Annotated in this window: 17 protein-coding genes and 1 pseudogene; 9 read left to right on the top strand and 9 right to left on the bottom strand. The window is 57.1% G+C overall.

Annotation, left to right across the window (positions count from 1 at the left end; genetic code table 11):
- Positions 1–146: 146 nt before the first annotated feature.
- Together ygfK and ssnA are read left to right on the top strand one after the other, a co-directional pair.
- Positions 147–3251 carry a putative selenate reductase subunit YgfK gene (gene ygfK / locus HMPREF1144_RS05405; protein ID WP_009651995.1) on the top strand — a complete coding sequence of 1035 codons (3105 nt, stop codon included), beginning with the start codon at positions 147–149 and terminating at the stop codon, positions 3249–3251.
- Positions 3248–4585, top strand: a complete 1338-nt coding sequence (gene ssnA, locus HMPREF1144_RS05400; RefSeq protein WP_009652038.1) for a putative aminohydrolase SsnA — start codon at positions 3248–3250, stop codon at positions 4583–4585. The genes ygfK and ssnA overlap by 4 nt, the downstream gene beginning before the upstream one ends.
- A 104-nt stretch (positions 4586–4689) precedes the next feature.
- On the opposite strand, the gene HMPREF1144_RS05395 is transcribed toward ssnA, so the two are convergent.
- Together HMPREF1144_RS05395 and ygfT are read right to left on the bottom strand one after the other, a co-directional pair.
- Positions 4690–5166, bottom strand: coding sequence for a 4Fe-4S dicluster domain-containing protein (locus tag HMPREF1144_RS05395; RefSeq protein WP_009651981.1), 477 nt, complete (start codon positions 5164–5166; stop codon positions 4690–4692).
- Positions 5163–7103 (bottom strand): formate-dependent uric acid utilization protein YgfT, encoded by a 1941-nt coding sequence (gene ygfT, locus HMPREF1144_RS05390; RefSeq protein WP_009651992.1) that lies wholly within the window; start codon positions 7101–7103, stop codon positions 5163–5165. The genes HMPREF1144_RS05395 and ygfT overlap by 4 nt, the downstream gene beginning before the upstream one ends.
- A 512-nt stretch (positions 7104–7615) precedes the next feature.
- On the opposite strand from ygfT, the gene HMPREF1144_RS05385 reads away from it, so the two are divergent.
- A complete protein-coding gene (locus HMPREF1144_RS05385; RefSeq protein WP_004851923.1) occupies positions 7616–9088 on the top strand; it encodes a nucleobase:cation symporter-2 family protein in 1473 nt (490 codons plus the stop codon).
- A 136-nt stretch (positions 9089–9224) separates the two neighbouring features.
- Positions 9225–11372, top strand: coding sequence for a formate dehydrogenase subunit alpha (gene fdhF, locus HMPREF1144_RS05375; RefSeq protein WP_077598898.1), 2148 nt, complete (start codon positions 9225–9227; stop codon positions 11370–11372).
- Positions 11373–11437: 65 nt separating this feature from the next.
- On the opposite strand, the gene HMPREF1144_RS05370 is transcribed toward fdhF, so the two are convergent.
- From HMPREF1144_RS05370 to HMPREF1144_RS05360, 3 genes are all read right to left on the bottom strand, one after another.
- On the bottom strand, positions 11438–12043 hold the full coding sequence (locus tag HMPREF1144_RS05370) for an NTP transferase domain-containing protein (protein ID WP_004851932.1): 606 nt from the start codon (positions 12041–12043) through the stop codon (positions 11438–11440).
- A gap of 66 nt (positions 12044–12109) precedes the next feature.
- Positions 12110–12568 carry a (2Fe-2S)-binding protein gene (locus tag HMPREF1144_RS05365; protein WP_009651983.1) on the bottom strand — a complete coding sequence of 153 codons (459 nt, stop codon included), beginning with the start codon at positions 12566–12568 and terminating at the stop codon, positions 12110–12112.
- A 12-nt stretch (positions 12569–12580) separates the two neighbouring features.
- On the bottom strand, positions 12581–15793 hold the full coding sequence (locus HMPREF1144_RS05360) for a molybdopterin cofactor-binding domain-containing protein (protein ID WP_009652016.1): 3213 nt from the start codon (positions 15791–15793) through the stop codon (positions 12581–12583).
- 989 nt (positions 15794–16782) lie between these two features.
- On the opposite strand from HMPREF1144_RS05360, the pseudogene HMPREF1144_RS05355 reads away from it, so the two are divergent.
- Together HMPREF1144_RS05355 and HMPREF1144_RS05350 are read left to right on the top strand one after the other, a co-directional pair.
- Positions 16783–18244: pseudogene (locus HMPREF1144_RS05355) on the top strand (sugar porter family MFS transporter).
- Complete coding sequence (locus tag HMPREF1144_RS05350) at positions 18219–18653, top strand: PTS sugar transporter subunit IIA (protein WP_004851939.1); 435 nt, start codon at positions 18219–18221, stop codon at positions 18651–18653. Before HMPREF1144_RS05355 ends, HMPREF1144_RS05350 begins: the two are co-directional and overlap by 26 nt.
- An 80-nt stretch (positions 18654–18733) precedes the next feature.
- Here HMPREF1144_RS05350 and uraH read toward each other — a convergent pair whose 3' ends face one another.
- Complete coding sequence (gene uraH, locus HMPREF1144_RS05345; protein WP_194247315.1) at positions 18734–19108, bottom strand: hydroxyisourate hydrolase; 375 nt, start codon at positions 19106–19108, stop codon at positions 18734–18736.
- Between the two features lie 273 nt (positions 19109–19381).
- Here uraH and HMPREF1144_RS05340 point away from each other — a divergent pair, with 273 nt between their 5' ends.
- The gene (locus tag HMPREF1144_RS05340) at positions 19382–19909 is read left to right on the top strand and encodes a lipocalin family protein (RefSeq protein ID WP_004851942.1); all 528 of its coding nucleotides are present in this window, start codon (positions 19382–19384) and stop codon (positions 19907–19909) included.
- Between the two features lie 96 nt (positions 19910–20005).
- Here the strand turns inward: HMPREF1144_RS05340 and HMPREF1144_RS05335 are convergent, their stop codons facing one another.
- A complete protein-coding gene (locus HMPREF1144_RS05335) occupies positions 20006–20491 on the bottom strand; it encodes a hypothetical protein (protein WP_004851943.1) in 486 nt (161 codons plus the stop codon).
- 234 nt (positions 20492–20725) lie between these two features.
- Positions 20726–22366 (bottom strand): phosphoenolpyruvate carboxykinase (ATP), encoded by a 1641-nt coding sequence (gene pckA / locus HMPREF1144_RS05330; RefSeq protein WP_009651996.1) that lies wholly within the window; start codon positions 22364–22366, stop codon positions 20726–20728.
- Between the two features lie 315 nt (positions 22367–22681).
- On the opposite strand from pckA, the gene HMPREF1144_RS05325 reads away from it, so the two are divergent.
- Both HMPREF1144_RS05325 and HMPREF1144_RS05320 read left to right on the top strand, forming a co-directional pair.
- Complete coding sequence (locus HMPREF1144_RS05325) at positions 22682–23575, top strand: LysR substrate-binding domain-containing protein (RefSeq protein ID WP_004851947.1); 894 nt, start codon at positions 22682–22684, stop codon at positions 23573–23575.
- Between the two features lie 59 nt (positions 23576–23634).
- Positions 23635–24321 (top strand): RluA family pseudouridine synthase, encoded by a 687-nt coding sequence (locus tag HMPREF1144_RS05320; protein ID WP_042927055.1) that lies wholly within the window; start codon positions 23635–23637, stop codon positions 24319–24321.
- On the opposite strand, the gene HMPREF1144_RS05315 is transcribed toward HMPREF1144_RS05320, so the two are convergent.
- Positions 24318–25142, bottom strand: a complete 825-nt coding sequence (locus tag HMPREF1144_RS05315) for an AraC family transcriptional regulator (RefSeq protein ID WP_004851951.1) — start codon at positions 25140–25142, stop codon at positions 24318–24320. The two genes, HMPREF1144_RS05320 and HMPREF1144_RS05315, sit on opposite strands and share 4 nt — an antisense overlap.
- Positions 25143–25216: the final 74 nt, after the last annotated feature.

The following is a 25216-nucleotide window of genomic DNA, read 5'->3' as shown; positions in this document are numbered from 1 at the left end:
GCGTTGAGTTTCGACCTGGTTCACAAATTAATTATTCCGCCGCCGCCGTTTGAATAACTGGTGTGATTGTTGCTCCTCTTTCGTTATCCGTCGGGATGATTACCACCGGCAATGTCGATCTTACAATGATATCTAAGGAGAGGGTTATGGGAGATATAATGCGTCCCGTGCCGTTTGAGGAGCTTTTAACGCGCATTTTCGACGAGTACCAGAGTCAGCGGACTATTTTTGGCATTCCCGAGCAACAGTTTTATACGCCGCAGGCGCAGCGGTCGATCGGCGTATTCGGCGAAAGCTGCGCGACGCCGCTCGGCCCGGCAGCCGGGCCGCATACCCAGCTGGCGCAGAACATTATTACCGCCTGGCTAACCGGCGGGCGGTTTATTGAGCTGAAAACCGTACAGATCCTTGACCGCCTGGAGCTGGAAAAGCCCTGCATCGATGCCGAAGATGAGTGCTTCAACACCGAGTGGTCCACCGAATTTACCCTCAAAAAAGCCTGGGATGAGTACCTGAAAGCCTGGTTCACGCTGCATCTGCTGGAGCAGGTCTTTCCGCTGGGCACCCATAAAGAGAGCAAGTCGTTTATTTTCAATATGAGCGTCGGCTACAACCTTGACGGTATTAAGCAGCCGCCAATGCAGGAATTTATCGACAACATGATGGACGCCTCCGCCCATCCTAAATTCGCCCAGTACCGCGACACCCTGAACCGCTGGCTGCAAAATAGAACCTTTATCGACAGCCTGCCAACTTGCGCGCGCAAAGACGGGCTGGACAATCTGGCTCAACGCGTGCCGGCCAGGCTGGTTCAGGGCGTCACCCTCTCAACCATGCACGGCTGCCCGCCGGACGAGATCGAAGCCATCTGCCGCTATATGCTGACGGAGAAAAATCTCAATACCTTTGTGAAGCTCAACCCGACCCTGCTCGGCTATCCGCGCGTTCGCCAGATCCTCGACGCCTGCGGCTTCGGCTATATCGGCCTTAGCGAAGCGTCGTTTGACCACGACCTTAAGATAGACCGGGCGCTGGAGATGCTGACGCGCCTGATGGCGCTGGCGAAAGCGCGCAGCCTCGGCTTTGGCGTCAAGCTGACCAACACCCTCGGCACCGTCAACAACAAAGGCGCGCTGCCGGGAGATGAAATGTATATGTCCGGCCGCGCGCTATTCCCGCTATCGATCAACGTAGCCGCCCTGCTCTCGCGGGCGTTTGACGGCAAGCTGCCGATCTCCTACTCCGGCGGCGCCAGCCAGCTCAACATTCGCGAAATTTTCGACACCGGCATTCGCCCTATCACCATGGCCACCGACCTGCTGAAGCCGGGAGGATATCTACGCCTGAGCGAGTGCATGCGCGAGCTGGAGAAAGCCGGCGGCTGGAACATGACGCAGATCGACGTCGAGCGCCTCAACGCGCTGGCGGAAAAAGCGGTGAGCATGGACTACACCCAGAAACAGTGGAAGCCGGAAGAGCGCATTGATACCGGCGAGCCGCTGCCGCTGCTGGACTGCTACGTCGCCCCCTGCGTGACGGCCTGCGCCATCAAGCAGGATATTCCAGAGTATATCCGCCTGCTGGGCGAGCATCGCTACGCCGACGCGCTGGAGCTGATCTATCAGCGCAACGCGTTGCCGGCCATCACCGGTCATATCTGCGACCACCAGTGCCAGTACAACTGTACGCGTCTGGATTACGACAGCGCGCTCAACATCCGTGAGCTGAAAAAAGTGGCGCTGGAGAAAGGCTGGGACGAGTACCGCAGCCGCTGGCATAAGCCCGCGGGATCCGGCTCCCGGCACCCGGTAGCGGTGATCGGCGCGGGCCCTGCCGGTCTCGCCGCCGGCTACTTCCTCGCCCGCGCCGGGCATCCGGTCACGGTTTTTGAACGCGAAGCCAGCGCCGGGGGCGTGGTGAAGAATATCATTCCGCAGTTCCGCATTCCCGGCGAGCTTATCCAGCACGATATCGATTTTGTCGTCGCCCACAGCGTCAAAATTGAGTACGGCTGCGATCCGCATCTGAGCGTGGAAAAACTGCAGGCGAAAGGTTTTCGTTACGTGCTGGTCGGCACCGGTACCGATAAAAACAGCGGCGTGAAGCTGGGTGGCGATAACCAGAACGTGCATAAGTCGCTGCAGTTCCTGCGCGAGTTTAACCGCGGCGCCGAGCTGAACCTGGGCAAACGCGTGGCCGTGGTCGGCGCCGGCAACACCGCCATGGACTGCGCCCGCGCGGCGCTGCGCGTACCCGGCGTGCAGAGCGCGACCATCGTCTATCGCCGCTCGCAGCAAGAGATGCCCGCCTGGCGCGAAGAGTACGATGAGGCGCTGCTCGACGGCGTCGACTTCGAATGGCTATGCAACCCGGAACAGTTTAACGCCGACGGAACGCTCGTCGTACGCGTGATGAAGCTGGGCGAGCCGGATGAGAAAGGCCGCCGCCGCCCGGTGGAAACCGATGAGATTCGCACCCTGCAAGTCGACTCTCTGATTACCGCCATCGGCGAGCAGCAGGACGGCGAAGCGCTGTCGGCAATGGGGATCCCGCTCGACCCGCAGGGCTGGCCGGTGGTCAACGCCGATGGCGAGACCAGCAAGCCGAACGTCTTCCTGATCGGCGACGTTCAGCGCGGCCCCTCTTCTATCGTCTCCGCTATCGGCAACGCGCGACGGGCCACGGACGCGATCCTGGCGCGGGAAAATATCGCCAGCAGCTACGGAAACAAAGTCTGGAACAACGTCGATCCGGCGAAGGTGTACCAGCGTAAAGGCGCTATCGCCATCACGCTGGTGGATAAAAACCAGCGCGAGGCTTTTGTCGAGCAGGAAGCCAGCCGCTGCCTGGAGTGCAACTACGTGTGCAGCAAGTGCGTCGACGTCTGTCCGAACCGCGCCAATATTTCCGTGGCCGTGCCGGGCTTCCAGAATCGCTTCCAGACCCTGCATCTGGACGCTTATTGCAACGAATGCGGCAACTGCGCTCAGTTCTGCCCGTGGCAGGGAAAACCGTATAAAGACAAAATCACCGTGTTCAGCCTGGAGCAGGATTTTGTCAACAGCACCAATCCGGGCTTCTTCGTCGCGGGCGCCAGCGTCAAAGTGCGTCAGGACGACCAGACGTGGCAGCTGGAAATTAACGACCGCGGCCAGTTTAACGAGGTACCGGCCCAGCTGGACGCCATGTGCCGCATCATAAGCCATATTCATCAGCACCAAAGCTATCTTCTGGGAGGCGTTGAAGTATGAGTGTCCTGATCCTGAAAAATGCCACCGCCGCGCAGATCTATCCGGCGAAAGTGTGGGAGAACGTCGATATCGCCATTGAGAATGATAAAATTCTCGCTGTCGGCCCCGGCCTGTGCCAGCGCTATCCGCAGGCGCAGGTGAAAGAGATGCGCGGGCAGCTGGTAATGCCCGGCATGGTCTGCTCCCACAATCACTTTTATTCCGGCCTGTCCCGGGGGATTCAGGCCAATATCGCCCCCAGCCCGGACTTTATCTCCACGCTGAAAAACCTGTGGTGGCGCCTCGACCGGGCGCTGGACGAAGAGTCGCTCTACTACAGCGGGCTGATCTGCGCCATGGAGGCCGTGCGCAGCGGCTGCACGGCGGTTGTCGATCATCATGCGTCGCCCCACTATATCGCGGGCTCCCTGAGCCAGCTGCGCAACGCCTTCCTCAAAATCGGGCTGCGCGGGATGACCTGCTTCGAAACCACCGACCGCAACTTTGGCAGCCGCGAGCTGCGCGACAGCGTTGAGGAGAACATTCGCTTCGCGAGAGAGATCGACGCCGCGCGCGAAAAAGGCGACCAGCCTTATCTGGTCGAGGCCCATATCGGCGCCCATGCGCCGTTCACCGTGCCGGATGAAGGTCTGGCGATGCTGCGCGAAGCGCTAAAAGCCACCGGCCGCGGCCTGCATATCCACGCGGCGGAAGACCGCTACGATGTCTCTCACAGCCATCACCTTTACGGCAAGGACCTGCTGGTGCGGCTGGCGGAGTTCGACCTTATCAACAGTAAGACGCTGATTGCCCACGGCCTGTACATCTCCGATGCCGACGTCGAGCTGCTCAACGCGCAGGACGGCTTCCTGGTGCACAACGCCCGCTCCAACATGAACAACCACGTCGGCTACAACCCCCGCCTGCCGCAGATGCGCAATCTGGCGCTCGGCACCGACGGCATCGGTTCCGACATGTTCGAGGAGATGAAGTTTGCCTTCTTTAAACACCGCGACGCCGGCGGGCCGCTGTGGCCGGACAGCTTCGCGAAGGCGCTGAGCAACGGCAATGAACTGTTGAATCGCAACTTCAGCGCCCGCTTTGGCCGCCTTGAGGCGGGCTATAAAGCGGACCTCACCATTTGCGACTATATGGCGCCGACGCCGCTGATCGCGGAAAACATCGCCGGACATATCGCCTTCGGCCTGGGGGCAAACAGCGTGCGCAGCGTCATGGTGAACGGCGTGATGATCTACGAGGATCGCCAGTTCAGCTTCGACTGCGGGCCGATATTCCGCGAAGCGCAGAAAGTGGCGAAAAAAATGTGGGCGCGAATGGATGCGCTCCCCGCGTAGCCCGCGTAAAAACGCTAAACCGGCCTGGCAGGCCGGTTTTTTTTGCTGACAGAACGCGGGCGTATGAAATTGCCCGGCAGCTTCCGCGCCGCCGGACGCAAGGTTTACAGCGACAGCAGCGCGGCGGTGGCGATATTGCGCTGCTTTTGCAGCGCGCTGAGCTGCTCTTCGGTCATGATACTCAGCGCCGCCGTCGGGCAGACATCAACGCAGGCGGGGCCGCGCTCCCGGTTACCGCAAAGATCGCACTTAACGATAACCGGCGTCACACCGGCCTCTACCTCAATGGTAATCGCCCCAAACGGGCAGGCGACCACGCAGCTCTGGCAGCCAATGCAGCGCCCGCCGTCGGCCTCCACTTTCTCCGCCCCCATGCTCAGCGCCCCGGTCGGGCAGGCGCCCACGCAGGGCGCATTCTCGCACTGATGACACATCACCGGCACGCTAAGCTCGTTGAGGCGCATCACCTTCAGGCGGGGATGAAACTCCGCCCCCGGCGCCACGTGTTCCAGCGCACAGGCTACCTCACAGGTCCTGCAGCCGATGCAGGCCTGCGAACTGGCAACGATAAAACGAGTCATATCTCCTCCCGGGCCGTGAATTGCATCAACATCTCGCTGGCCGCCTGCCGCCCGGCAACCATGGCGGTGACCACCAGGTCCGCGCCGGTCACGGCATCGCCGCCGGCAAAGATTTTGTCATGGCTGGTTTGCGTCGTTCCGCGCCCTTTGCCGCCGGTCACTATCTGCCCCCAGCGGTCCAGCTTAATCCCGTGGCCGCGCAGCCACGGCATCTCGTGAGCCTGAAAGCCAAACGCCATAATGAGCACATCGGCTTTAAGTTCAAACCCGGAATCCGGGATAGGCTGCGGCCGGCGGCGGCCGTCCGGGCCCGGCTCGCCCATCTTCGTGCGGATCATCTCCACCGCGCAGACCTGCCCCTTGCGGTTGAGCTGAATGCGCTGCGGCTGCACGTTAAACTCAAATTTCACCCCCTCTTCCCGGGCGTTCACCACCTCTTTTTTCGACCCGGGCATGCTCAGCTCATCGCGACGATAGGCGCAGGTCACGCTCGCTGCGCCGCGGCGAACGGCGGTGCGCAGGCAGTCCATCGCCGTATCTCCCCCGCCAAGCACCACCACCCGTTTCCCCTTAATGTCGGTCAGCGGATACTCAGGGCTCTCTTCGAGCCCCATCACCTCGCGGGTGCTGGCAATCAGGAACGGCAGGGCCTGAATCACGCCGGGGGCGTTCTCTCCCTCCAGGCCGGCGGCCATCAGACCGTAGGTGCCCACGCCGAGGAAGACAGCGTCATAGTTTTTCAGCAGATCGGCAAAAGCCACGTCGCGCCCCACCTCCTGGTTGAGATGAAAATTGACGCCCATGGCGCTAAAAATGTCGCGTCGTTTCTCAAGCACGTTTTTATCCAGCTTGAACGGCGGAATACCGAAGGTCAGCAGGCCGCCGATTTCCGGATGGCGATCGAACACGTCAACGTGCACGCCCGCGCGCACGAGAATATCGGCGCAGCCCAGTCCGGCGGGCCCGGCGCCAATCACCGCCACCCGCTCCGGGCGCGGGGCCACTGTGCCGATTGCCGGTCGCCAGCCCATCGCCAGCGCGGTATCGGTGATATAGCGCTCAAGGTTGCCAATGGCGACCGAGCCGCCTTCGTTCTTTAAGGTGCAGGCCCCTTCGCACAGCCTGTCCTGCGGACAGACGCGGCCGCAAATCTCCGGCAGGGAGCTGCTCTGATGGCATAGTTCCGCCGCCTCGATAATCTTGCCCTCGCTCACCAGGCGGATGAAATCGGGAATATGATTATGTAAAGGACAGGTCCAGTTGCACCACGCTTTCTGCGCACAGTAGAGACAGCGTTCGCTCTCATACTCCGCATCGCACTCGCTCAGCGGCTGATAGATTTCGCCGAAGTGCTGCATGCGGTCATCGGCGGGCACTTTTTTCGCGCCCACCCGCGGAGGTTTATTGAGTATCGCGCTGCGTCTGGCGCCGCGAACGGCGCCCAGCGGGGTTTCCAGCGCGGAGCGAATCTGCCGCGCGCTACGCAGCCGGTTAACGGCGGCCTCATCCATCAGTTGCAGCGCCTGGGTTGGACAGCTGGCCACGCACGCCTGCTGACCGGAAGGATGCTGGCTGCAAAGATCGCATTTCTGCGCCAGCTGCGGCGCGTCGTCATCGTTGGCCACCATCTCAATGGCCCCAAAGGGACAGGCGATGACGCAGTTTTTACAGCCGATGCACAGCGCCTCTGTAAACTGAACGCTGTCGTTCGCCACGCGCAGCGCCTGGGTCGGACAGGAGCCGACGCAGGGCGCGTCGTTGCAGTGGCGGCAGGTCGTCGCGCTGCTGGCGTGGCGGTGGAAGAACACCCGAATGCGCGGCAGAAAGTCGCTGCGCTGCCGGGGCCAGCTGTCCTGGCGATGAGAGGTGACGCAGGCCACTTCACAGGCGTGGCAGCCAATACAGTTTGCAGAATCGGCAACAATAAATTTATTCATTTGCTTCCCTTTATTATTCCAGGACTCACCGGGAAGCAATGCAATAATCAGGCGCTTTTGTTCAGGGTATTCATATGGTGCTTATTTTTGCGAGCCGTCTCAAAAAAACAGGCCCACTCCCGCTTAGCGGCGCGATATATATCCGCTCTCGCTGAACAAAAATGATTCTCCGCGCTCAGGGTTTAATCATGTTGATAATTCAACGTATCGCGCGTGATACCAAAATGAGACGCTCCCTGTCTCAATGTGATAGCGCGCGTTTATTCACCACGAGATTTATTTGTGAAGTTTCGCAGCGCGTCGATATTCCCGCCTTTTTCTCGTGAGTTATTTCACACAATTCTCCTTCAATTCTCCAGGCGCTTATTTTTGGCACAGCTTACGCATATTACTTCTCGTGCGCGCAACACGCTGATGAACGCATCGGCTCAGGGAGGCAGCGGCCTTCGAATCGTAACTTCGGCTCTGTTCATGTTTATACAGAGTGAAGTCGTACAGGAGATAACAACTTCATGAAAGATATCGCCAATTCCGCCTCACATAACGGGAGCTCGACCGCACCGGTCGATGAAATATTACCCGTTACGCAAATGATTCTTTATGGGCTTCAGCACGTGCTGGTGATGTACGCGGGCGCCGTGGCGGTTCCGCTCGTTGTGGGTAATGCGGTAGGGCTCCCGCCGGAGCACATTATTTTACTGATCAGCGCCGACCTGTTTATCTGCGGCGCGGCCACCATCGTGCAGTCGCTGGGGGTCGGTAAGTGGCTCGGCTGTCGGCTGCCGCTTATCCAGGGCTGTACCTTCGCCGCGCTGATCCCGATGGTGTTGATCGGTAAGGAGTACGGGATCGGCGGTATTTCCGGGGCGGTGATCGTGTCCGGTATTTTTATCCTCTGCTGCGCGCCGTGGATTAGCAAGCTCATCCGCTTCTTTCCCAAGGTGGTGATGGGCAGCATCGTCACGCTTATCGGCATGTCTATTATGCCGGTGGCAGGCGGGTGGATTGGCGGCGGGAGCAGCGAAATGAGCGGCTTTGGCGCCCCCTTCTCGCTGCTGATGGCGGCAATCACGCTGGTGATTATTCTCAATATTTACACCTTTGCCTCCGGCGTCGTGAAAAACACGTCGGTGCTGATCGGCCTTATCATCGGCACCGTACTCTGGAGCTGCTTTAAGCCTCTCGACTTTAGCCTCGTCCACGCCACCCCCTGGCTCCATCTGCCGACCCTGATGCCCTTCGCCAAACCTGAATTTCATATTATCCCCGTCGCCCTGCTGTCGATGGTGATGGTGGTGGTGATGGTGGAAACCATGTCCTCGATGATGGCGACCGGGGATATCGTCGGGAAAAAGGTGGACGCGAAGATGCTGCGCAACGGCCTCAACACCTGCGGTATCGCGACCACTATCTGCGGCTTCTTCAATCTGTTTCCCTACGCCGCGTTCGCGCAGAACGTTGGCCTGATCGGTTTAACCGGGGTGCGCAGCCGTTTTGTGGTGTCGGTCTCCGGCATCATTCTGATTCTGATGGGCGTGTTCTCGAGGATGGCGGCGCTGGTGGTGCTGATACCGAAACCGATCCTCGGCGGCGCGGGCATTGTCATGTTCGGTATGGTGGCGGTGTCGGGTATTCGTACCCTGGGACAGGTGAACTACCGCAACAATAATAACGGCATGGTGGTGGCATTAACGCTCGGCCTCGGCATGATGCCGGTGCTGGTGCCCAATCTGTTTACCCAGTTTCCGCCGATGGTTCAGCTGTTTCTGCACAGCGGGATTACGATTGGCACCCTGACGGCTATCGTCGCCAACCTCACCCTCAACGGCAGCGTGCCATTCCGCGTTAACCACGAAACGCCGGTCCCCGATCCGGCCCCGCCAAGCTCGGCGGCGCGCAACATGGCCGTCAGAACCGTCAGAATGTGGCTCCTGCTGCGCAAAGTTCAGAAGGAGAGACAGCCTGAAGAAGCGCAGGAGGGGTAATGATGCTCACCAGACTCCTGTTTGCCTTGATCACCCTGCTGCTGCTGGCGATTCCCGTCGTGCAGCAGGGTATCGCGCAGGGCCTGAACGGCCGTTTTAGCTATGCCCTGCTGTTCTAAGTTTAAGGACCACTGCTATGAAAAGAGTCACGACCGTCTGCCCCTACTGCGCCTCCGGCTGCAAAATGCAGCTCACGGTAGAAGAGGGAAAAATTACCCGCGCCGACGCTGCGATGGGGAAAAATAATCAGGGCACCCTGTGCCTGAAGGGCTACTACGGCTGGGATTTTATTGACGACCCGCAGATCCTCACCCCGCGCCTGAAAACGCCGATGATCCGCCACCGGCGCGGCGGTAAGCTGGAATCCGTCTCCTGGGAGGAAGCGCTCGATTACGTGGCAAACCGCCTCAGCGACATAAAAGCGAAGTACGGGCCGGATGCGATTCAGACCACCGGATCTTCGCGCGCCACCGGCAATGAAACCAACTACATCATGCAAAAATTTGCGCGCGCCGTTATTGGTACCAATAACGTCGACTGCTGCGCACGCGTCTGACACGGCCCTTCGGTTGCAGGTCTGCACCAGTCGGTCGGCAACGGCGCGATGAGTAATGCCATCACCGAGATCGATAATACCGATCTGGTGTTTATTTTCGGCTATAACCCGGCGGATTCGCACCCGATCGTGGCGAATCATATCCTCAATGCCAAACGCAACGGCGCCAAAATCATCGTCTGCGATCCGCGTAAAATCGAAACCGCGCGCATCGCCGACCTGCATCTGGCTCTGAAAAACGGCTCTAACATTGCGCTGCTCAACGCCATCGGGCAGGTGATTATCGAAGAAGATCTCTACGATAAATCCTTCGTCGCCGGGCGATCCGAAGGCTTCGAAGCGTATCGCAACATCGTCGAAGGCTATACGCCGGAGTCGGTGGAAGCCATCACCGGCATCAGCGCCAGGCAGATCCGCGAATGCGCGCGGCTGTACGCCCGCGCCGAAAACGCCATGATTCTGTGGGGGATGGGCGTAACCCAGTTCTGGCAGGGCGTCGAAACGGTGCGTTCCCTGACCAGCCTGGCGATCCTTACCGGGAATCTGGGGAAACCGCACGTCGGCGTCAATCCAGTGCGCGGCCAGAACAACGTCCAGGGCGCCTGCGATATGGGCGCACTGCCGGACACCTATCCCGGCTATCAGTACGTGAAATTCCCGGAAAACCGGGAGAAGTTCGCCAACGCCTGGGGCGTTGAGAGCCTGCCGGAGAACCCTGGCTACCGCATCAGCGAGCTGCCGCACCGCGTGGCGCACGGCGAAGTGCGGGCGGCGTATATCATGGGGGAAGATCCGCTCCAGACCGATGCCGAGCTTTCCGCCGTGCGTCAGGCCTTCGAAGAGATGGAGCTGGTCATCGTCCAGGATATCTTTATGACCAAAACCGCCGCGGCGGCCGATGTGATTCTGCCCTCGACCTCGTGGGGAGAACATGAGGGCGTCTATACCGCAGCGGACCGCGGCTTCCAGCGCTTTTTCAAGGCGGTGGAGCCGAAGTGGGATCTGAAGACCGACTGGCAAATCATCTGCGAAATCGCCACCCGGATGGGGTATCCGATGAAGTACGACAACACGCAGCAGATCTGGGATGAACTCCGCCATCTGTGCCCCAACTTCTTCGGCGCAACCTACGAGAAGATGGGAGAACTGGGCTACGTGCAGTGGCCGTGCCGCGACGAGTCCGAGGCGGACCAGGGCACTTCGTATCTGTTTGCGGAACGGTTCTCCACGCCGAACGGGCTGGCGCAGTTCTTCACCTGCGAATGGCAGGCGCCGGTCGATAAGCTGAGCGATGCCTATCCGCTGGTGCTCTCCACGGTGCGCGAAGTGGGCCACTACTCCTGCCGTTCGATGACCGGCAACTGCGCTGCGCTGGCCAAACTGGCGGACGAACCGGGCTACATCCAGATCAACACCGCCGACGCCAAACGGCTCGGCATCGAGGACGAAGAGCTGGTGTGGGTTAACTCGCGCAAAGGCAAGGTGATTTCCCGGGCGAAAATCAGCGACAGGCCGAATAAAGGGGCGGTCTACATGACCTATCAGTGGTGGATCGGCGCCTGCAACGAGCTGGTCACGGAGAATCTCAGCCCGATAACCAAAACCCCGGAGTACAAGTACTGCGCCGTTAACGTTGAGCGTATTGCCGATCAGCGAGCCGCCGAACGGTACGTCAGTGAGGAATACAGCCAGTTGAAAGCCCGTCTGCGTGAAAGCGCCGCGGGGTAAAAAATATCGCCCCGGCGCTGTGCGCCCCGGGGCGATATTGTTTCTGCTTCTTCCCTCCGCCAGCGCTAACCGACGGCGGCCAGATCTTTGCGGCAGCGGCGCGCGACCTCAAGATACTGCTGCGGAGTGTCAACATCCCAGTGAATCCCCTGATTCGCCACGGGGATAACGCGCGCCGCCATCTGACCGATAACGTCCCGCAGGGTGGCCCCTTGCTGCGCGCGACGAATCAGAGAAATCGCCCGCTGGGGCAGAAGAACCGGATGGCCTTTACCGCGATCGTAGGCTGGAATAATGCAGCTCCCGGCGTCGGCGTTGGCCCACAGCCGGCGGTAGACGCCGGGCGTGACCTCCGGCATATCGCCCAGCGCCAGAAAGAAGCGCGAAGCGCGAATATGGCCTACCCCGCACTGAATAGAAGAGAACATACCGTCCTGATATTGCGGGTTAAAGACCACCTCAACGCCCGGATGATCCCGATAGCACGCGGCCAGTTCGTCGCCGCGAAATCCCGTCACCAGCACCACCCGATCGCAGAACGCCAGGGCGCTGGCAAGGGCGCTATCGAGAATCGTTCCCTCGCCCCACGGCATCATCATTTTCCATTTGCCCATCCGGCTGGAGAGCCCGGCGGCCAGCATAACGCACTGTTTATCCATTTTTTTGCTCATCGTCATCCTCCCCCTGAAGCCGAATACAACGCCGCCGTCGGCTGGCGACGGCGGCGCTTGCGGCGATCAGGATTTCAGCACCGCTTTAATCGAGGTAATGATCGGCTGATATCCCGTACAGCGGCAGATGTTCCCCTCCAGCGCCTCTTTCAGCTCATCGTCACTGGGGGCCGGGTTGGCATCCAGCAGCGCCTTGGCGCTCATCAACACGCCGGGCGTGCAGAAGCCGCACTGAACGCCGCCGTGACGAATAAAGGCGTTCTGCAATTTTTTACCGACCGGATCGTGATGCAGCGCTTCGACGGTAGTGACCTCCGCCCCGTTACACTGGGCGGCCAGCAGCAGGCAGGAGCAGACGGATTTGCCGTCCATAATCACGGTGCAGGCTCCGCACTCGCCCACCGAGCAGCCCTCTTTGGTGCCGGTGAGCTTCAGCTCCTCGCGCAGAAAATCGATCAGGCGGACATTGTCTTTCACATCGCGGGCAATGCGGATGCCATTCACTTTTAGCTCAATATGGTTCATGTTCATGGCTCCTTATTTTTTCTGCTCTGTCATAACTTCCTGCAGCATCTGCCGGAACATATCGATAAATACGGGGACTTTATAAGGCGCAGACCAGCGTCCGCCGATGGCTTTTTCTACCTTGTCGTGCAGTACCCCGGCCGCATAGTCAATGGCGGCAGCGTCTAACGCCTTCCCGGTGAGCGCCTGCTCAACCTCAGTCAACCGCTGCGGTTTGGCCATCAGCGCACCATCCACCAGACGGCACAGGCGAACCACGCCCTTATCGACCATGAACTGGCCGGTCAGGCTCTGGCGCGTAATGTTCAACGCATTGCGCCGGCCAAGCTGCAGATAGCGATTGATCAGCGGCTGCTGCGTCGGCGCCGGCAGGATAAAGCGGACAACCAGCTCATCGGGTTCAAGAAGGGTGCGATAGCCGCCCACGACAAATTCGCTGACCGGCATCCGGCGCGTTCCGCGCGCGCTGCGCAGCTCTACTTCCGCATCGTAGATAATGAGCGGCGGCATGGAGTCCGCGCACGGGGCGGCGTTGACGATATTGCCGCCGATCGTTGCCCGGTTGCGCAGCTGCAGGGAGCCGACGGTTTTACAGGCCGTAACCAGTAGCGGATAGCGCTGCTGAATCAACGGATGCTTAACCAGGTCGGTAAAGCAGACGCCGGAGCCAATGGAGATCCCGCCCTCAACGTCAAAAATCTCTTTCAGCTCCGCCAGCCCGGCGATATTGACAAGCGGCACCTCGCCGGACAGCATCCGGGCCTGCACCAGCACATCGGTGCCGCCGGCAATAGGCATTGCCCCCTTCTCGGCCATCAGCGTCAGGGCCTCTTTCAGGGTTTGCGGGACGCTCAGCGACAGGGTGTTGAGGCGGTGAACCTGTTTCTTATCGCCAGACTCCAGCATCTGCTCACTCTGGCGCTCCGGCTTCTTGAGGTTATAACCCAGGCGAACCTGCTCGAGAGTCAGCGGCAGGATCCGGTTGGGGCGGTCGATGGCGAAGCTCACCGCGTTATTGAGAGCCGCAGCGCCCAGTTCAAGTACCGGTTCGCCGATAACTTTCGCCCCCATCGGGCCCGCTTTATCGTAGTTTTCCACCGCAATAATATCGATGTGCGGCATATCCTTGATGGTCGGCAGCAGATAGGTATCGAAGTTTTCCGATTTCACCACGCCGTGCTCGGTGTTGAAATCCTCCAGCATGCCGTAACCGATCATCCCCTGCAGCACGCCGCCGTAGACCTGACCGCTAAAACCAACCGGGTTAATGACTTTACCGACATCGTGGGTGGCGACGACGTTTTTGACGGTGATTTTGCCGGTGCGCATATCCACCGCCACGTCGGCCAGCTGGCAGCCGTACACCCAGGTGAAATAGGGGCTGCCGCAGCCCTTCTCTTCATCCCAATGAATATTCGGCGCCACGTGCCAGCCGTAGGCGGAGAGGTTTGCCCCGGTAGCCCGGGTCATATCGCACACCTGCTGGAAGCTGAGGCTCAGCGCCGGGCTGTGGCGGTTGAACACCTTGCCATTTTGCCAGGCGATATCGTCGATGCTCTGCGCTTTCAGCGTTTCCCTGACGGCGTCCGCCATACGTTGTTTAATTTTGTTCGCCGCGCTCAGAATCGCCTGCCCGCCCATCAGGGTACCGCGTGAAGCGACCGTTGAGCCGCCGTCGGCGATCATCGCGGTGGCCGGTTCGCTAAACATCACCCGGTCGAGCCCAATACCAAAGGCTTCCGCCGCCAGCAGCGACATGGTGGTCTGCAGCCCCTGCCCGTTCTCGGATACCGAGGTGGAGATGTTCACGCTGGCGTCGGCATTCACCTGAATCAGCGCCGAGGAGGCATCCAGCCCCTCGGCCCCCAGAGAGCAGCCGCGATGGCTCAGCGCGAAGCCAATCCCGTAGCGGATCGGGCCGCCTTCCGCGTTAAGCTTTTTGTAGTGCTCGCGTTTGGCCTCGTATTCGGCTTTGAGCAGCGTCTTCTCCAGCACCTCCTGCGCGGAGACGGTATGCTCGCTGAAGACCTGCCCGGCCATGCTGGTATCGCCCTGCTTGAGAATATTGCGCAGGCGGAACTCAACGGGCGACAGGCCCAGTTCGCCCGCCACGTCATCCATCAGCGATTCGTTGGCGAAAATGACCTGCGGCGCGCCGTAGCCGCGGTAGGCCGAGGTATAGTTGTTGTTGGTGTAAACGCCCACCAGATCGACGCGTACGTTAGGAATGTTGTAGGGGCCCGCCGCCTGCACGGAACTGCGCCAGGTGACAAACACCGTCTGGCCGCAGTAGCTGCCGCCATCGGCGATAATGTCAATTTTAATCGCCTGAATGCGCGCATCGTCGTCCACGCCAATGCGGTATTTCATCTTATAGGGATGGCGCTTGTAGCTCTCGCGCATCGACTGTTCGCGGTTATAGGAGATCTTAACCGGCCGCCCTGTCAGGTGCACCAGCAGCGCCGCGCGGCAGGAGACGTTATCGATAATGTCATCTTTACCGCCGAAGGAGCCGCCGAGGACGGAGCGCTTAATGTTGACTTTCGCCTGGGGCAGGTCGAGATATTTGGCAATCACCGCCCGGGTGCGGTGAGCGTTCTGAATCGACCCTTCGATGGTCATGATCTGTTCATTATTGTCCAGGTAGGCGGTAATCGATTCCGGCTCAATATAGCCGTGCTCCTGGAACCCCACCTCATACTCACGTTCAAAAATATGGCTGGAGGCGGCAAAACCGGCATCAATATCGCCCTTCGCCGTGTGGTGGCGGTTGATGATATTACTATCGAGTTCGCTGTGAATAAGGCGCGCTCCGGGCTTCATCGCCTCTTCCGGGGAGGTAATCGGCTCCCACGGGTTGTAGGTGATTTTGATTTTATCGACGGCGATGCAGGCTGCCTCGTAGGTTTCCGCCGCCACAACGGCAACCACGTCGCCGCGGTAGGCGATCTCCTTGTCGATAATCGGCGGATGATCGGGAACAATCGCTCCCAGTTTGCGCTGACCGGGGATATCGTTCCAGGTGGCAATACGTACGACGCCGGGTACTTTTTCCGCCTCCGACAGGTCGAGCGCATCGATGCGCCCGGCAGGAATATCCACGTAGCGACAGACGCCATACAGCATATTGTTCATAATAATGTCATCGCCGTAGACCGCTTTACCCGTCACCTTGGCGAGCCCGTCTACGCGGGGCACCTCACTGCCAACCAGCAATGTATCCATATTTTTCAGTCTCCACTCACAAAGAAAGATAACGGATTAAAGCAATGGCTATGCCACCTATAAATAAAGGGTTATTTCAGGCTGAGTTATGTGAGGCGTATCTAAAAATAGCGGCCGGTTAAAGAATAAAAAGCGAATGAGGTCGCCGCTGATTATCAAAACGAGAGCATGCGTATCACAATGATAATTGGCGGTTCTCAATTGTGTTTCCAGGGTGACGCCAGCGGTACATCCGCAGCTCATGCCGCCGCCGGGCATTGAGCGCAACCGTCACCCTGCGGCAAAACGCGTATCGAGGTGATGAAGCTTTTTGGCGCCCCAATTTCGAATAAAAAATAAAAACAACACATTAATGAAATTTAAATTTCATAAACAGGTATATTAACAAATGTGATATATATCATAATTTTAACAATTCATTTTCCTGCCACCGGGCCAGAACCGCTTAAACAATCCTAAAAATTGCTATATATATCAATTAATTATAAAAATAGCTATTCTATACACATGACTGTTACACATAGCCCACAAAACCAAACCGAAATAAAACTTTCAAAATGTGATCTGTTTGTATTTTTATTTCACTTATAGCGGTAATAATCACCTCTCACTAAACGCACTCTGCCCGCCTTGATGGCGCAGCAGAAATCCTAACCCCCCGGAGGATGCAATGAAGGAAGTGAGATCAGGACTTATCCGAACCGTTTATATTGGCCCGCCCCTTTTCCACCCTCACGCTGCCGGGGACTTTCTGAACGTCAACCACCCCGGAGGCCCCAGCCCCGCATCTACCGATGATTCATCGTTAAGCAAGAAGAAACCTCTTTGATCGGTTTTATTTAGCGCATAGCAATCGCGCTAAATAGTTGCACTAAGAACAAAAATTATTTCATCCCGGCCGTGCTTCGCCAGGCGCAAAGGCAGGCCGTGACAAGGATGGGATGACACGTTTTTATCTCGTGCCGTTAATCAAAACAAAAGGTATAAAAATGTCTCTTATTATGAATCTGAACCTACAGCAGAGAAAACGATTACACCAGATAACCCTGGTTGCGACATTTGGCGGCCTGCTATTCGGTTATGACACCGGCGTTATTAATGGCGCATTTTCCTCTCTGAAACAATATATGGCCCTGACCCCGACCACAGAAGGTCTGGTCATGAGCGTATTGCTGATCGGCGCCGCGTTAGGCAGCGTATTCGGGGGAAAATTCGCGGACTTCTTTGGCAGAAGAAAGTACCTGCTCTTTTTATCCTTTATCTTTTTCATCGGCGCATTAATGTCCGCTCTGGCGCCGGATATCACCGTACTGCTTATTTCACGTTTCATCCTCGGCTATGCCGTGGGTGGCGCCTCGGTGACCGCCCCCACCTTTATTTCCGAAGTGGCGCCAACCGAAATGCGCGGTAAACTGACCGGCTTAAACGAAGTCGCCATTGTTATCGGGCAGCTCGCCGCATTTGCCATCAACGCCATTATTGGCATCCTCTGGGGCCATCTCCCCGACGTCTGGCGCTATATGCTGATGGTGCAGACCATTCCCGCCATCTGCCTGTTTATCGGTATGCTGCGGTCACCGGAAAGCCCGCGCTGGTTAATCAGTAAAAACCGTCATGAAGAAGCGCTGGAAATATTAAAGCAAATCCGCCCGCTTGAACGTGCAACCAAAGAGTTCAACGATATCACTACATTGATTAAGGCCGAGGCGGACAAAAAGCTGCATTCCCAGAACGCCTTTATCACCATTCTTCAGACGCCGTGGATTTTCAAACTCCTGCTGGTGGGCATCATTTGGGCGGCGCTGCAGCAGACCACCGGGGTCAACGTCATTATGTACTACGGTACTGAGATCCTCAGCAGCGCCGGATTCTCAGAAAGAACCTCCCTCATCTGCAACGTACTCAATGGCGTGTTCTCCGTCGGCGGCATGCTATTTGGCGTGCTGTACCTCGTCGATCGTTTTAAACGTAAAACCATCATTATTTATGGTTTCGCGCTGATGGCCACCCTGCACCTTATCATTGCCGGCGTAGACTACACGCTGGTCGGCGACGTCAAAGCCACGGCCATCTGGCTGCTCGGCGCGATGTTCGTTGGCGTTATGCAGGGAACGATGGGCTTTATCACCTGGGTGGTGCTGGCTGAGCTGTTCCCGCTCAAGTTCCGCGGACTGTCGATGGGCATATCGGTATTTTTCATGTGGGTGATGAACGCCATCGTCAGCTATCTGTTCCCATTATTGCAGGCCAAGCTCGGTTTAGGTCCGGTATTCCTGATTTTTGCCGCGATCAACTACCTGGCGATTGTCTTTGTGATAACAGCGCTGCCAGAAACATCGAATAAATCGCTGGAGCAGCTGGAAGAGGAGCTGTCGGCAAATAAATCTACTGCAGGATTCAATACGGCCACCAAGGAAAACGGATTATGATCGATACTATTACGCAGGATAATCTCCATCTGTCGTGCCGGGCGAAAAATAAAGCAGAAGTGCTGGCCATGATTGGCGCGGACTTTAAGTCCAGAGGGTACGTCAGCGAAGATTGCGTGGCGTTTCTTGCTGAAAGAGAGCGTCAGGTCTCCACCTTTTTAGGCAATGGCATTACGCTGCCGCACCTGCCTAAATCAGCCACCAGCATCATTGTCAAAACGGGGGTGGAGATTTATCAATTCCCTGACGGCGTGATCTGGGACAGAAATAACGTCATGTTTATTGCCATTGGCGTGATCGCCAAAGAGAGTGAGCATATTGATGTGCTGAGAGAGGTGGCGTCGATCTTTAGCGACGAAGTCATCGCCAGAGCGCTGTCGTTGATTGCCAATAAAGAGGATTTTTTAAGGATCCTCCAGCAGAATCACTAAGCACGGCTATCGCCCGATAGTCGCCCGATAAAAGCCTGCTTTCGCGCAGGCTTTTTGCTTATTCAGGATGGACGTAGCGATTAGCTGCCTTTATAGGTGGAGTAACCATACTGGCTGAGCAGTAGTGGAATATGCAGCTTTTCATTAGTGCGCGTGACGGTGAAGAGAACCGGGATCTCCGGGAAAAACGAGGCCAGCTTCTGTTTGCTGAAATCATCTCCGGTTTTGAAGGTCACTTTATAAATCCCCGGCTGCATATCCCCTTCAGTTGGATAGAGCGATTTAATACGACCATCGTTGTCGGTAACGCCGGTGGCCAGCGCTGTCCATTTATTCGCCTGCTGTTTTTCAAGGGTAACCGTCACGCCCGATGAAGGCAAACCCGTCTGCTGATTGAGAATATGTACGCTGAGCGTCCCGACGGGGGCGCTAAATGCGGCTGGAGCGACAGACATAGCAGATAACAGAATCAGACTGGATAATTTTTTCACGATGTTTTCCCGTTGTGAATAATAACGTTCAAACGTTAGCACCTGGGCCGCTAAAATATATTCAACTTTTTGTGATAATCGCCTTAACGCAAACAGAACGAGGAAAATAGCGAGCAGGGCAACAGCCCATTCGAAGTGATAGAATTATCTGAATATAAGGTGCATCCCTGGGGTGTGAATAAAGGCCCGCTCGCTTGCGCTATACTTATGTTCCACCGCGTTCAAAAAGGAATTCACATGAAGATATGGCCAGTTCTGACGGGTGTGGCTATCGCATTAACGCTCGTCGCCTGTAAATCCCCTACGCCCCCCAAGGGCGTCCAGCCGATAAATAACTTTGACGCAAGCCGTTATCTGGGGAAATGGTATGAGGTTGCCCGGCTAGAAAATCGCTTTGAACGGGGCCTGGAGCGGGTTACCGCGACCTACGGTCAACGGAAAGACGGCGGAATCAGCGTTCTCAACCGCGGTTACGATCCGCGGAAACAGAAATGGAGCGAGAGCGAAGGTAAAGCGTATTTCACCGGCGCGCCGACCACCGCCGCGCTGAAAGTCTCCTTCTTTGGCCCGTTTTACGGCGGCTACAACGTGATCGCGCTGGATAGCCGGTATCAGTATGCACTGGTCAGCGGTCCCGATCGCGGCTATTTATGGATCCTGTCGCGCACGCCGACCATCCCGGAATCCGTGAAGCAGGAGTATCTCAGCATTGCGCGGGAACTCGGTTTCCCGGTCGAAAAGCTCGTCTGGGTGAATCATCGATAACGCCGGGGATAGTTCGCGGGCCTCTTTTACGAACATTATCTTCAGCCAACCTGAGGTCTGAAGATAATGTCGTAAAAGGTGGTGATGATGACAGAGTTATTGTTGGGGAGTTGCAGCCGCATCGTCAGCGCTTTTCGCGGGAGCGATGCTCTCTTTAATCTCTTTGGTTTTATTCGCCGCATCGTTGGCCAGGTTATTGGCATCAACAATCGCGCTGTCTTTAATTTTTCCCGCTTCCTGGACAATTTGGTCGCTTTTCTGTCGGGCATCCTGCTTAACCGCATCAGCCTGGGCTTGCGCCTGTTGGGCTATAGCCTCCGCTTTTTTATCCGCTTCCGCCTTGATGCTGGAGGCCTGGCTGCTGAGATTGTTCGCCTCGTCCGCCGCCTGTTTTTTTATCGCGTCGATGTGTTTATCGGCTTGATCCTTAATTGCTTCGGCTTTATCGGACGCCGCCTCTTTAATTTGCTGCGCGTTATCTTTAGCTTTATCCAGATTGGCATCAACTTTTGATGAATCATCACAGCCGGCGAGAATTAAGCAAACGGCAGAAGCGATCAGCGTTTTACTCCAGAGTTTCATAGTCATTCCTTTATTTATTAATATCAGCGTATCGGGGAAGTCATCGCCGCAGGGTTGCCAGGATAATTCGCATAACAATGATGTCATGAAATTATTTAGCCCCAATACTTAGCCCTGCATCCCTTTATTTATAATCGCTAACCAGGCAGAGTCAAGTTCCTGCGCCACTCCCCCGGCGAGGGCTGACGTAAAAAACCCGGGCGGTTGCCCGGGCTTGTACGCTGAAAAAATAGCTTATGCGGAGACGGCGGATTTGACCAGCGTTGGGCCGGCTAACGCCAGCCGGGCGCCGGCATCGGTATCGCTATATTGCTTAAAGTTATCCATAAACAGTTGCGCCAGACTCTCGGCCTTCTCCTGCCATTTGTCGGCAGAAGGCCAGCCGCTACGCGGGTCGAGCAGCGTGCTGTCGACGCCAGGCACGCTTTGCGGGATAGCGAGACCGAATACCGGTACCGTTTCTTCGCGCAGCTCGCCGGTGGTCCCGTTTAAAATCGCGCTGATGATATTGCGCGTATCACGCAGCGAAAGACGCTTGCCTTCGCCGTTCCAGCCGGTGTTAACCAGCCAGGCTTCAGCGCCGGCCTCCGCCATTTTGGCCGCCAGAACGCTGGCGTACTGCGTCGGGTGCAGCAGCAAGAACGCCGCGCCGTAGCAGGCGGAAAACGTCGGCGTCGGTTGAGTAATGCCGCGCTCGGTGCCGGCCAGCTTCGAGGTGAAACCGGACAGGAAGTGATACTGCATCTGATCGGTCGTCAGGCGGGATACCGGCGGCAGCACGCCAAACGCATCGGCGGCGAGGAAAATCACCTTCGACGGATGGCCCGCGCGCGACACCGGTTTCACGATGTTTTCAATATGCGATAACGGATAAGAGACGCGGGTATTCTCAGTCTTACTGCCGTCGGCGTAATCCACGCTGCCATCGGCTCTGACCACCACGTTTTCCAGCAGCGCGTTACGGCGAATCGCGCGATAGATTTCCGGCTCGGCCTGCGGGTCAAGATTAATGGTCTTGGCATAGCAACCGCCTTCGAAGTTGAACACGCCATCATCATCCCAGCCGTGCTCGTCATCGCCGATCAGCTGACGCAGCGGATCGGTGGAAAGCGTGGTCTTACCGGTGCCGGAAAGGCCGAAGAACAGCGCCACGTCGCCCGCTTCGCCGCGGTTCGCCGAGCAGTGCATCGAGGCGATGCCCTGCTGCGGGAGCAGATAGTTCATCACCGAGAAGAGGCCTTTCTTCATCTCGCCGCCGTACCAGGTGCCGCCGATCAGCTGAATTTTTTCGCTCAGGTTAAACGCGACAAAGTTTTCGGAGTTAAGCCCCTGCTCTTGCCATTTATCGTTGGTGCAGCCGGCGCCGTTGAGGACAACGAAGTCCGGCGTAAATTCAGCCAGTTCCTCTGCGCTCGGCGCAATAAACATGTTTTTCACAAAGTGCGCCTGCCAGGCCACCTCGGTGACGAAGCGGACGCCCAGGCGCGTTGCCGGGCTGGCGCCGCACCACGCATCAACGACATATAATTTCTTGCCGCTCAGCTGTCCGGCGACCAGCGCCTTCAGATCTGCCCATATCTCGGTGGATAGCGGCTTATTGTCGTTGCGGCCAAGGCCGGAGTCGGCCCACCAGACGGTATCACGCGTCAGATCGTCCCTGACAATATATTTGTCGCGCGGCGAGCGCCCGGTAAAGATCCCGGTATCCACGGCAACGGCCCCGGACTCGGTCATGACGCCGCGCGCCGCGCCGGTTAATTCCGGGCTGGTTTCATGCGCAATCAGCAAGTCGTAATCGGGGTTATAAAACAGCTCGCTGCTCTCCTGAATACCGAGCGAAAGAAGAGCGTCTTTTACTGATTCAATACGTGACATGGCACTCCTGACAAACTATTGGCTGGATAAGATGCTATTAGGCTATTTCAACCTGTCAGCTAAGCGGATGGATTTATTTTAATAAAAAAACCATCGTGAAATTAAATAAACAGGATGAACAGATCAGAGCCGGCGATGTAAAATCGTGCTCGTGTAGGGTGTCGCCTGAACTTTAGAAATATCGTTTGCACGAATAAGTCATAAGCTAACTCTGCAAAAAATGTTAACACCTGTAGATAATTATGTTAATTGCATAGTTTCTATACGTCATGCTAAAATTGCATAGCTATTATTGCAGGGCAGAGGAACGGATCGGTGCTGGCGAATCTTGAAGTAAAATGGCTTTACGATGTGATTGCCCTTGAGGAATCCAGAAGCTTTACCCTGGCGGCAAAAAGCCGCAATATTTCCCAGTCCTCCTTCAGCCGCCGCATCCAGGCGCTCGAGGCGTCGCTGGGCTTCAGCATCTTCGATCGTTCGGCAAACCCGCTGCAGCTGACCAACCGCGGGAAGATTTTTGTCGGCTATGCGCGAAATATGCTCGACGACATGGACTTCCAGATTAGCCGAATTAAAGGGCTGAACAACACCACCCAGAAAATAAGAATCGACGCGGCGCCGTCACTTTCCGTTTTATTACTTCCGGAAATCATCGCCGGTTATACCGACCGAAAGAATAAAACTTTTCATGTTGAATCGATTAACGTCAACGATGCGGTGTTCAACCTGAAAGAAGGCAAAAGTGATTTTATCCTGTCGTTTTATAATGAAGAGCTGATGAACTATCCGTTTATCAATCACAAAATTTTTGACTCGGCGCTGCACCTCGTTTCTCCCTGCGATAAACACGGCAGGCCGCTTTTTCATTTACACCGCGGGGTGCTGCCGCTGATGAAATACGCCAACGACAGCTATATGGGGCGCCAGGTGAATCAGGTGATCGACCGCAAGCCGGAGATCACCTTCTCGCTGACCTTTGTCTCCTCGATGAGCGAGCTGTTAAAACGCATGATCCTCAACGGCGACGGCGTGGGCTGGCTGCCGCAGTACTCTATCAAGCGCGAGCTTGAGGAGGGCCGCCTGACGATTATGGATGAGAGCCTGTCGCTGCCGATCGGCGCCTATATTTACCGTTCCGGCGCGCGGCTCAACCAGTCAGCCGAGCGCTTCTGGCAGCATATTAAGTCTATGAATACCGTGACCGCATAACTCGCATGGCGGCGGGAAATTCGCTATCATCCGCCTCCACTCTCTCTCCGTGCAGCCTGATGTCTACGATTATCGATAACTTTATCGCCCCGCCGTGCCACGCTGAAATCGACATCCTCTACGAGGATGACCATCTGCTGCTAATCGATAAACCCTCAGGCCTGCTGAGTCTGTCGGGGAAAAATCCGCGTAATCTCGACTCGGTACATTATCGGCTGGTACGGCAGTTTCCCGGCTGCACTCTGGCGCATCGTCTTGATTTCGGCACCTCCGGACTGATGGTGATTGCGCGCAACAAGGCCATCAACGCCGCCCTCTGCCAGCAGTTCAGCCAGCGTGCGGTGAGCAAAGTCTACAGCGCGCTGCTGTGCGGGCATCTGGCGGACGACGAAGGTACCATTGACGCCCCGATAGCCAAAGATCCGGCGCTGTTTCCGCTGATGGCGATTTGCCCGCGCCGCGGCAAGCCAGCCCGTTCGGGCTATCGGGTGGCTGAGCGCCTGCGCTATCAAGGTAGCGTGCCGGTGACGCGGGTCCAGCTGACGCCGGAAACTGGCCGCACCCACCAGCTGCGTATTCACTGCCAGTGGCTTGGCCACCCTATTCTGGGCTGCGATCTGTACGGCGGTCTGTTGCTTCCGGGAACAGAACAGGCGCCGCGCCTGATGCTGCACGCCAGCGAACTGCATTTCGTGCATCCGGTTAGCGGGGAGCGAATTGATGCGATAAGCCCCAGCGGGTTTTAAATAGACGCGGCGGCGAAGAGGCCCGGAGTGGTGCCAAAATGCAAGCGGAAGTACTTAATCAAATGACTTTGGTCATAAAAACCGACCTCCGTTGCGACCTGCGCAGCTCCTGCACCTTTCGCTAATAATCCTTTTGCTCTGACCAGTCGCAGTTGGGTCAAATATTGATGCACCGATAACCCCGTCTGTGCCTGAAAAGTGCGCATAAAATAAAACTCGCTCAGCCCGGCGACCGTCGCGATCTCTTTGACCGACAGCGACTGCGGATATGCGCAGTGCAAAAAATCTATCGCCCGACGAATATCAGCCCTCACAGCGGGTCTTCGCCCTCCGCGCACGCTGCGTTCAGCATAGCGCCCCACTAGTTGATTAAGCACCTGATAGAGAGTGCACTCTTTTTCCAGCGAATCGCGGCTGGCGCCCAGCACGGCGGAAGCCTTAAGTACGCTCCGTGCCATAAGCGGATCGTATCGCATTCCTTCACCGCCGAAATTGACTTCTCCCTTTCCACCCATCACCGTTTCCGCGACTTCGTCAATCAGGCTTGCGGAGGGATAAATAGCGCAGTAATCCCACCCCTCATCGCGCTGCACTGCTTCACCGGTATGCACCTCGCCAGGCATGATGACCATCACCGTACCCGCAGCCGCAACGCCTCGTTCACGGCAAATACGGGTACGCTGTGCGCCGCGTGCAAAAGCAGCGATCACATATTCATTGTGGAAATGCGGGGGATAGCTATGTTCATAGCAGGATGCTCGCAGGATCTCCATCCCACCGTGGAGTTTGCTGTCCCGCCAGAGTTTGATATCGTCACGCATCTCATCTCCCCACGTTGTACCTTTCCCATATATATCGTGATCGTTGCGCAAATGCGCAGGATTTTACTATCGCG

The organism is Klebsiella sp. OBRC7 (assembly GCF_000293135.1).
Classification (GTDB): Bacteria; Pseudomonadota; Gammaproteobacteria; order Enterobacterales; family Enterobacteriaceae; genus Klebsiella; species Klebsiella michiganensis.
Note: the sequence above shows the minus strand (reverse complement) of the source record. Positions and strands in the feature narration are given on the sequence as shown.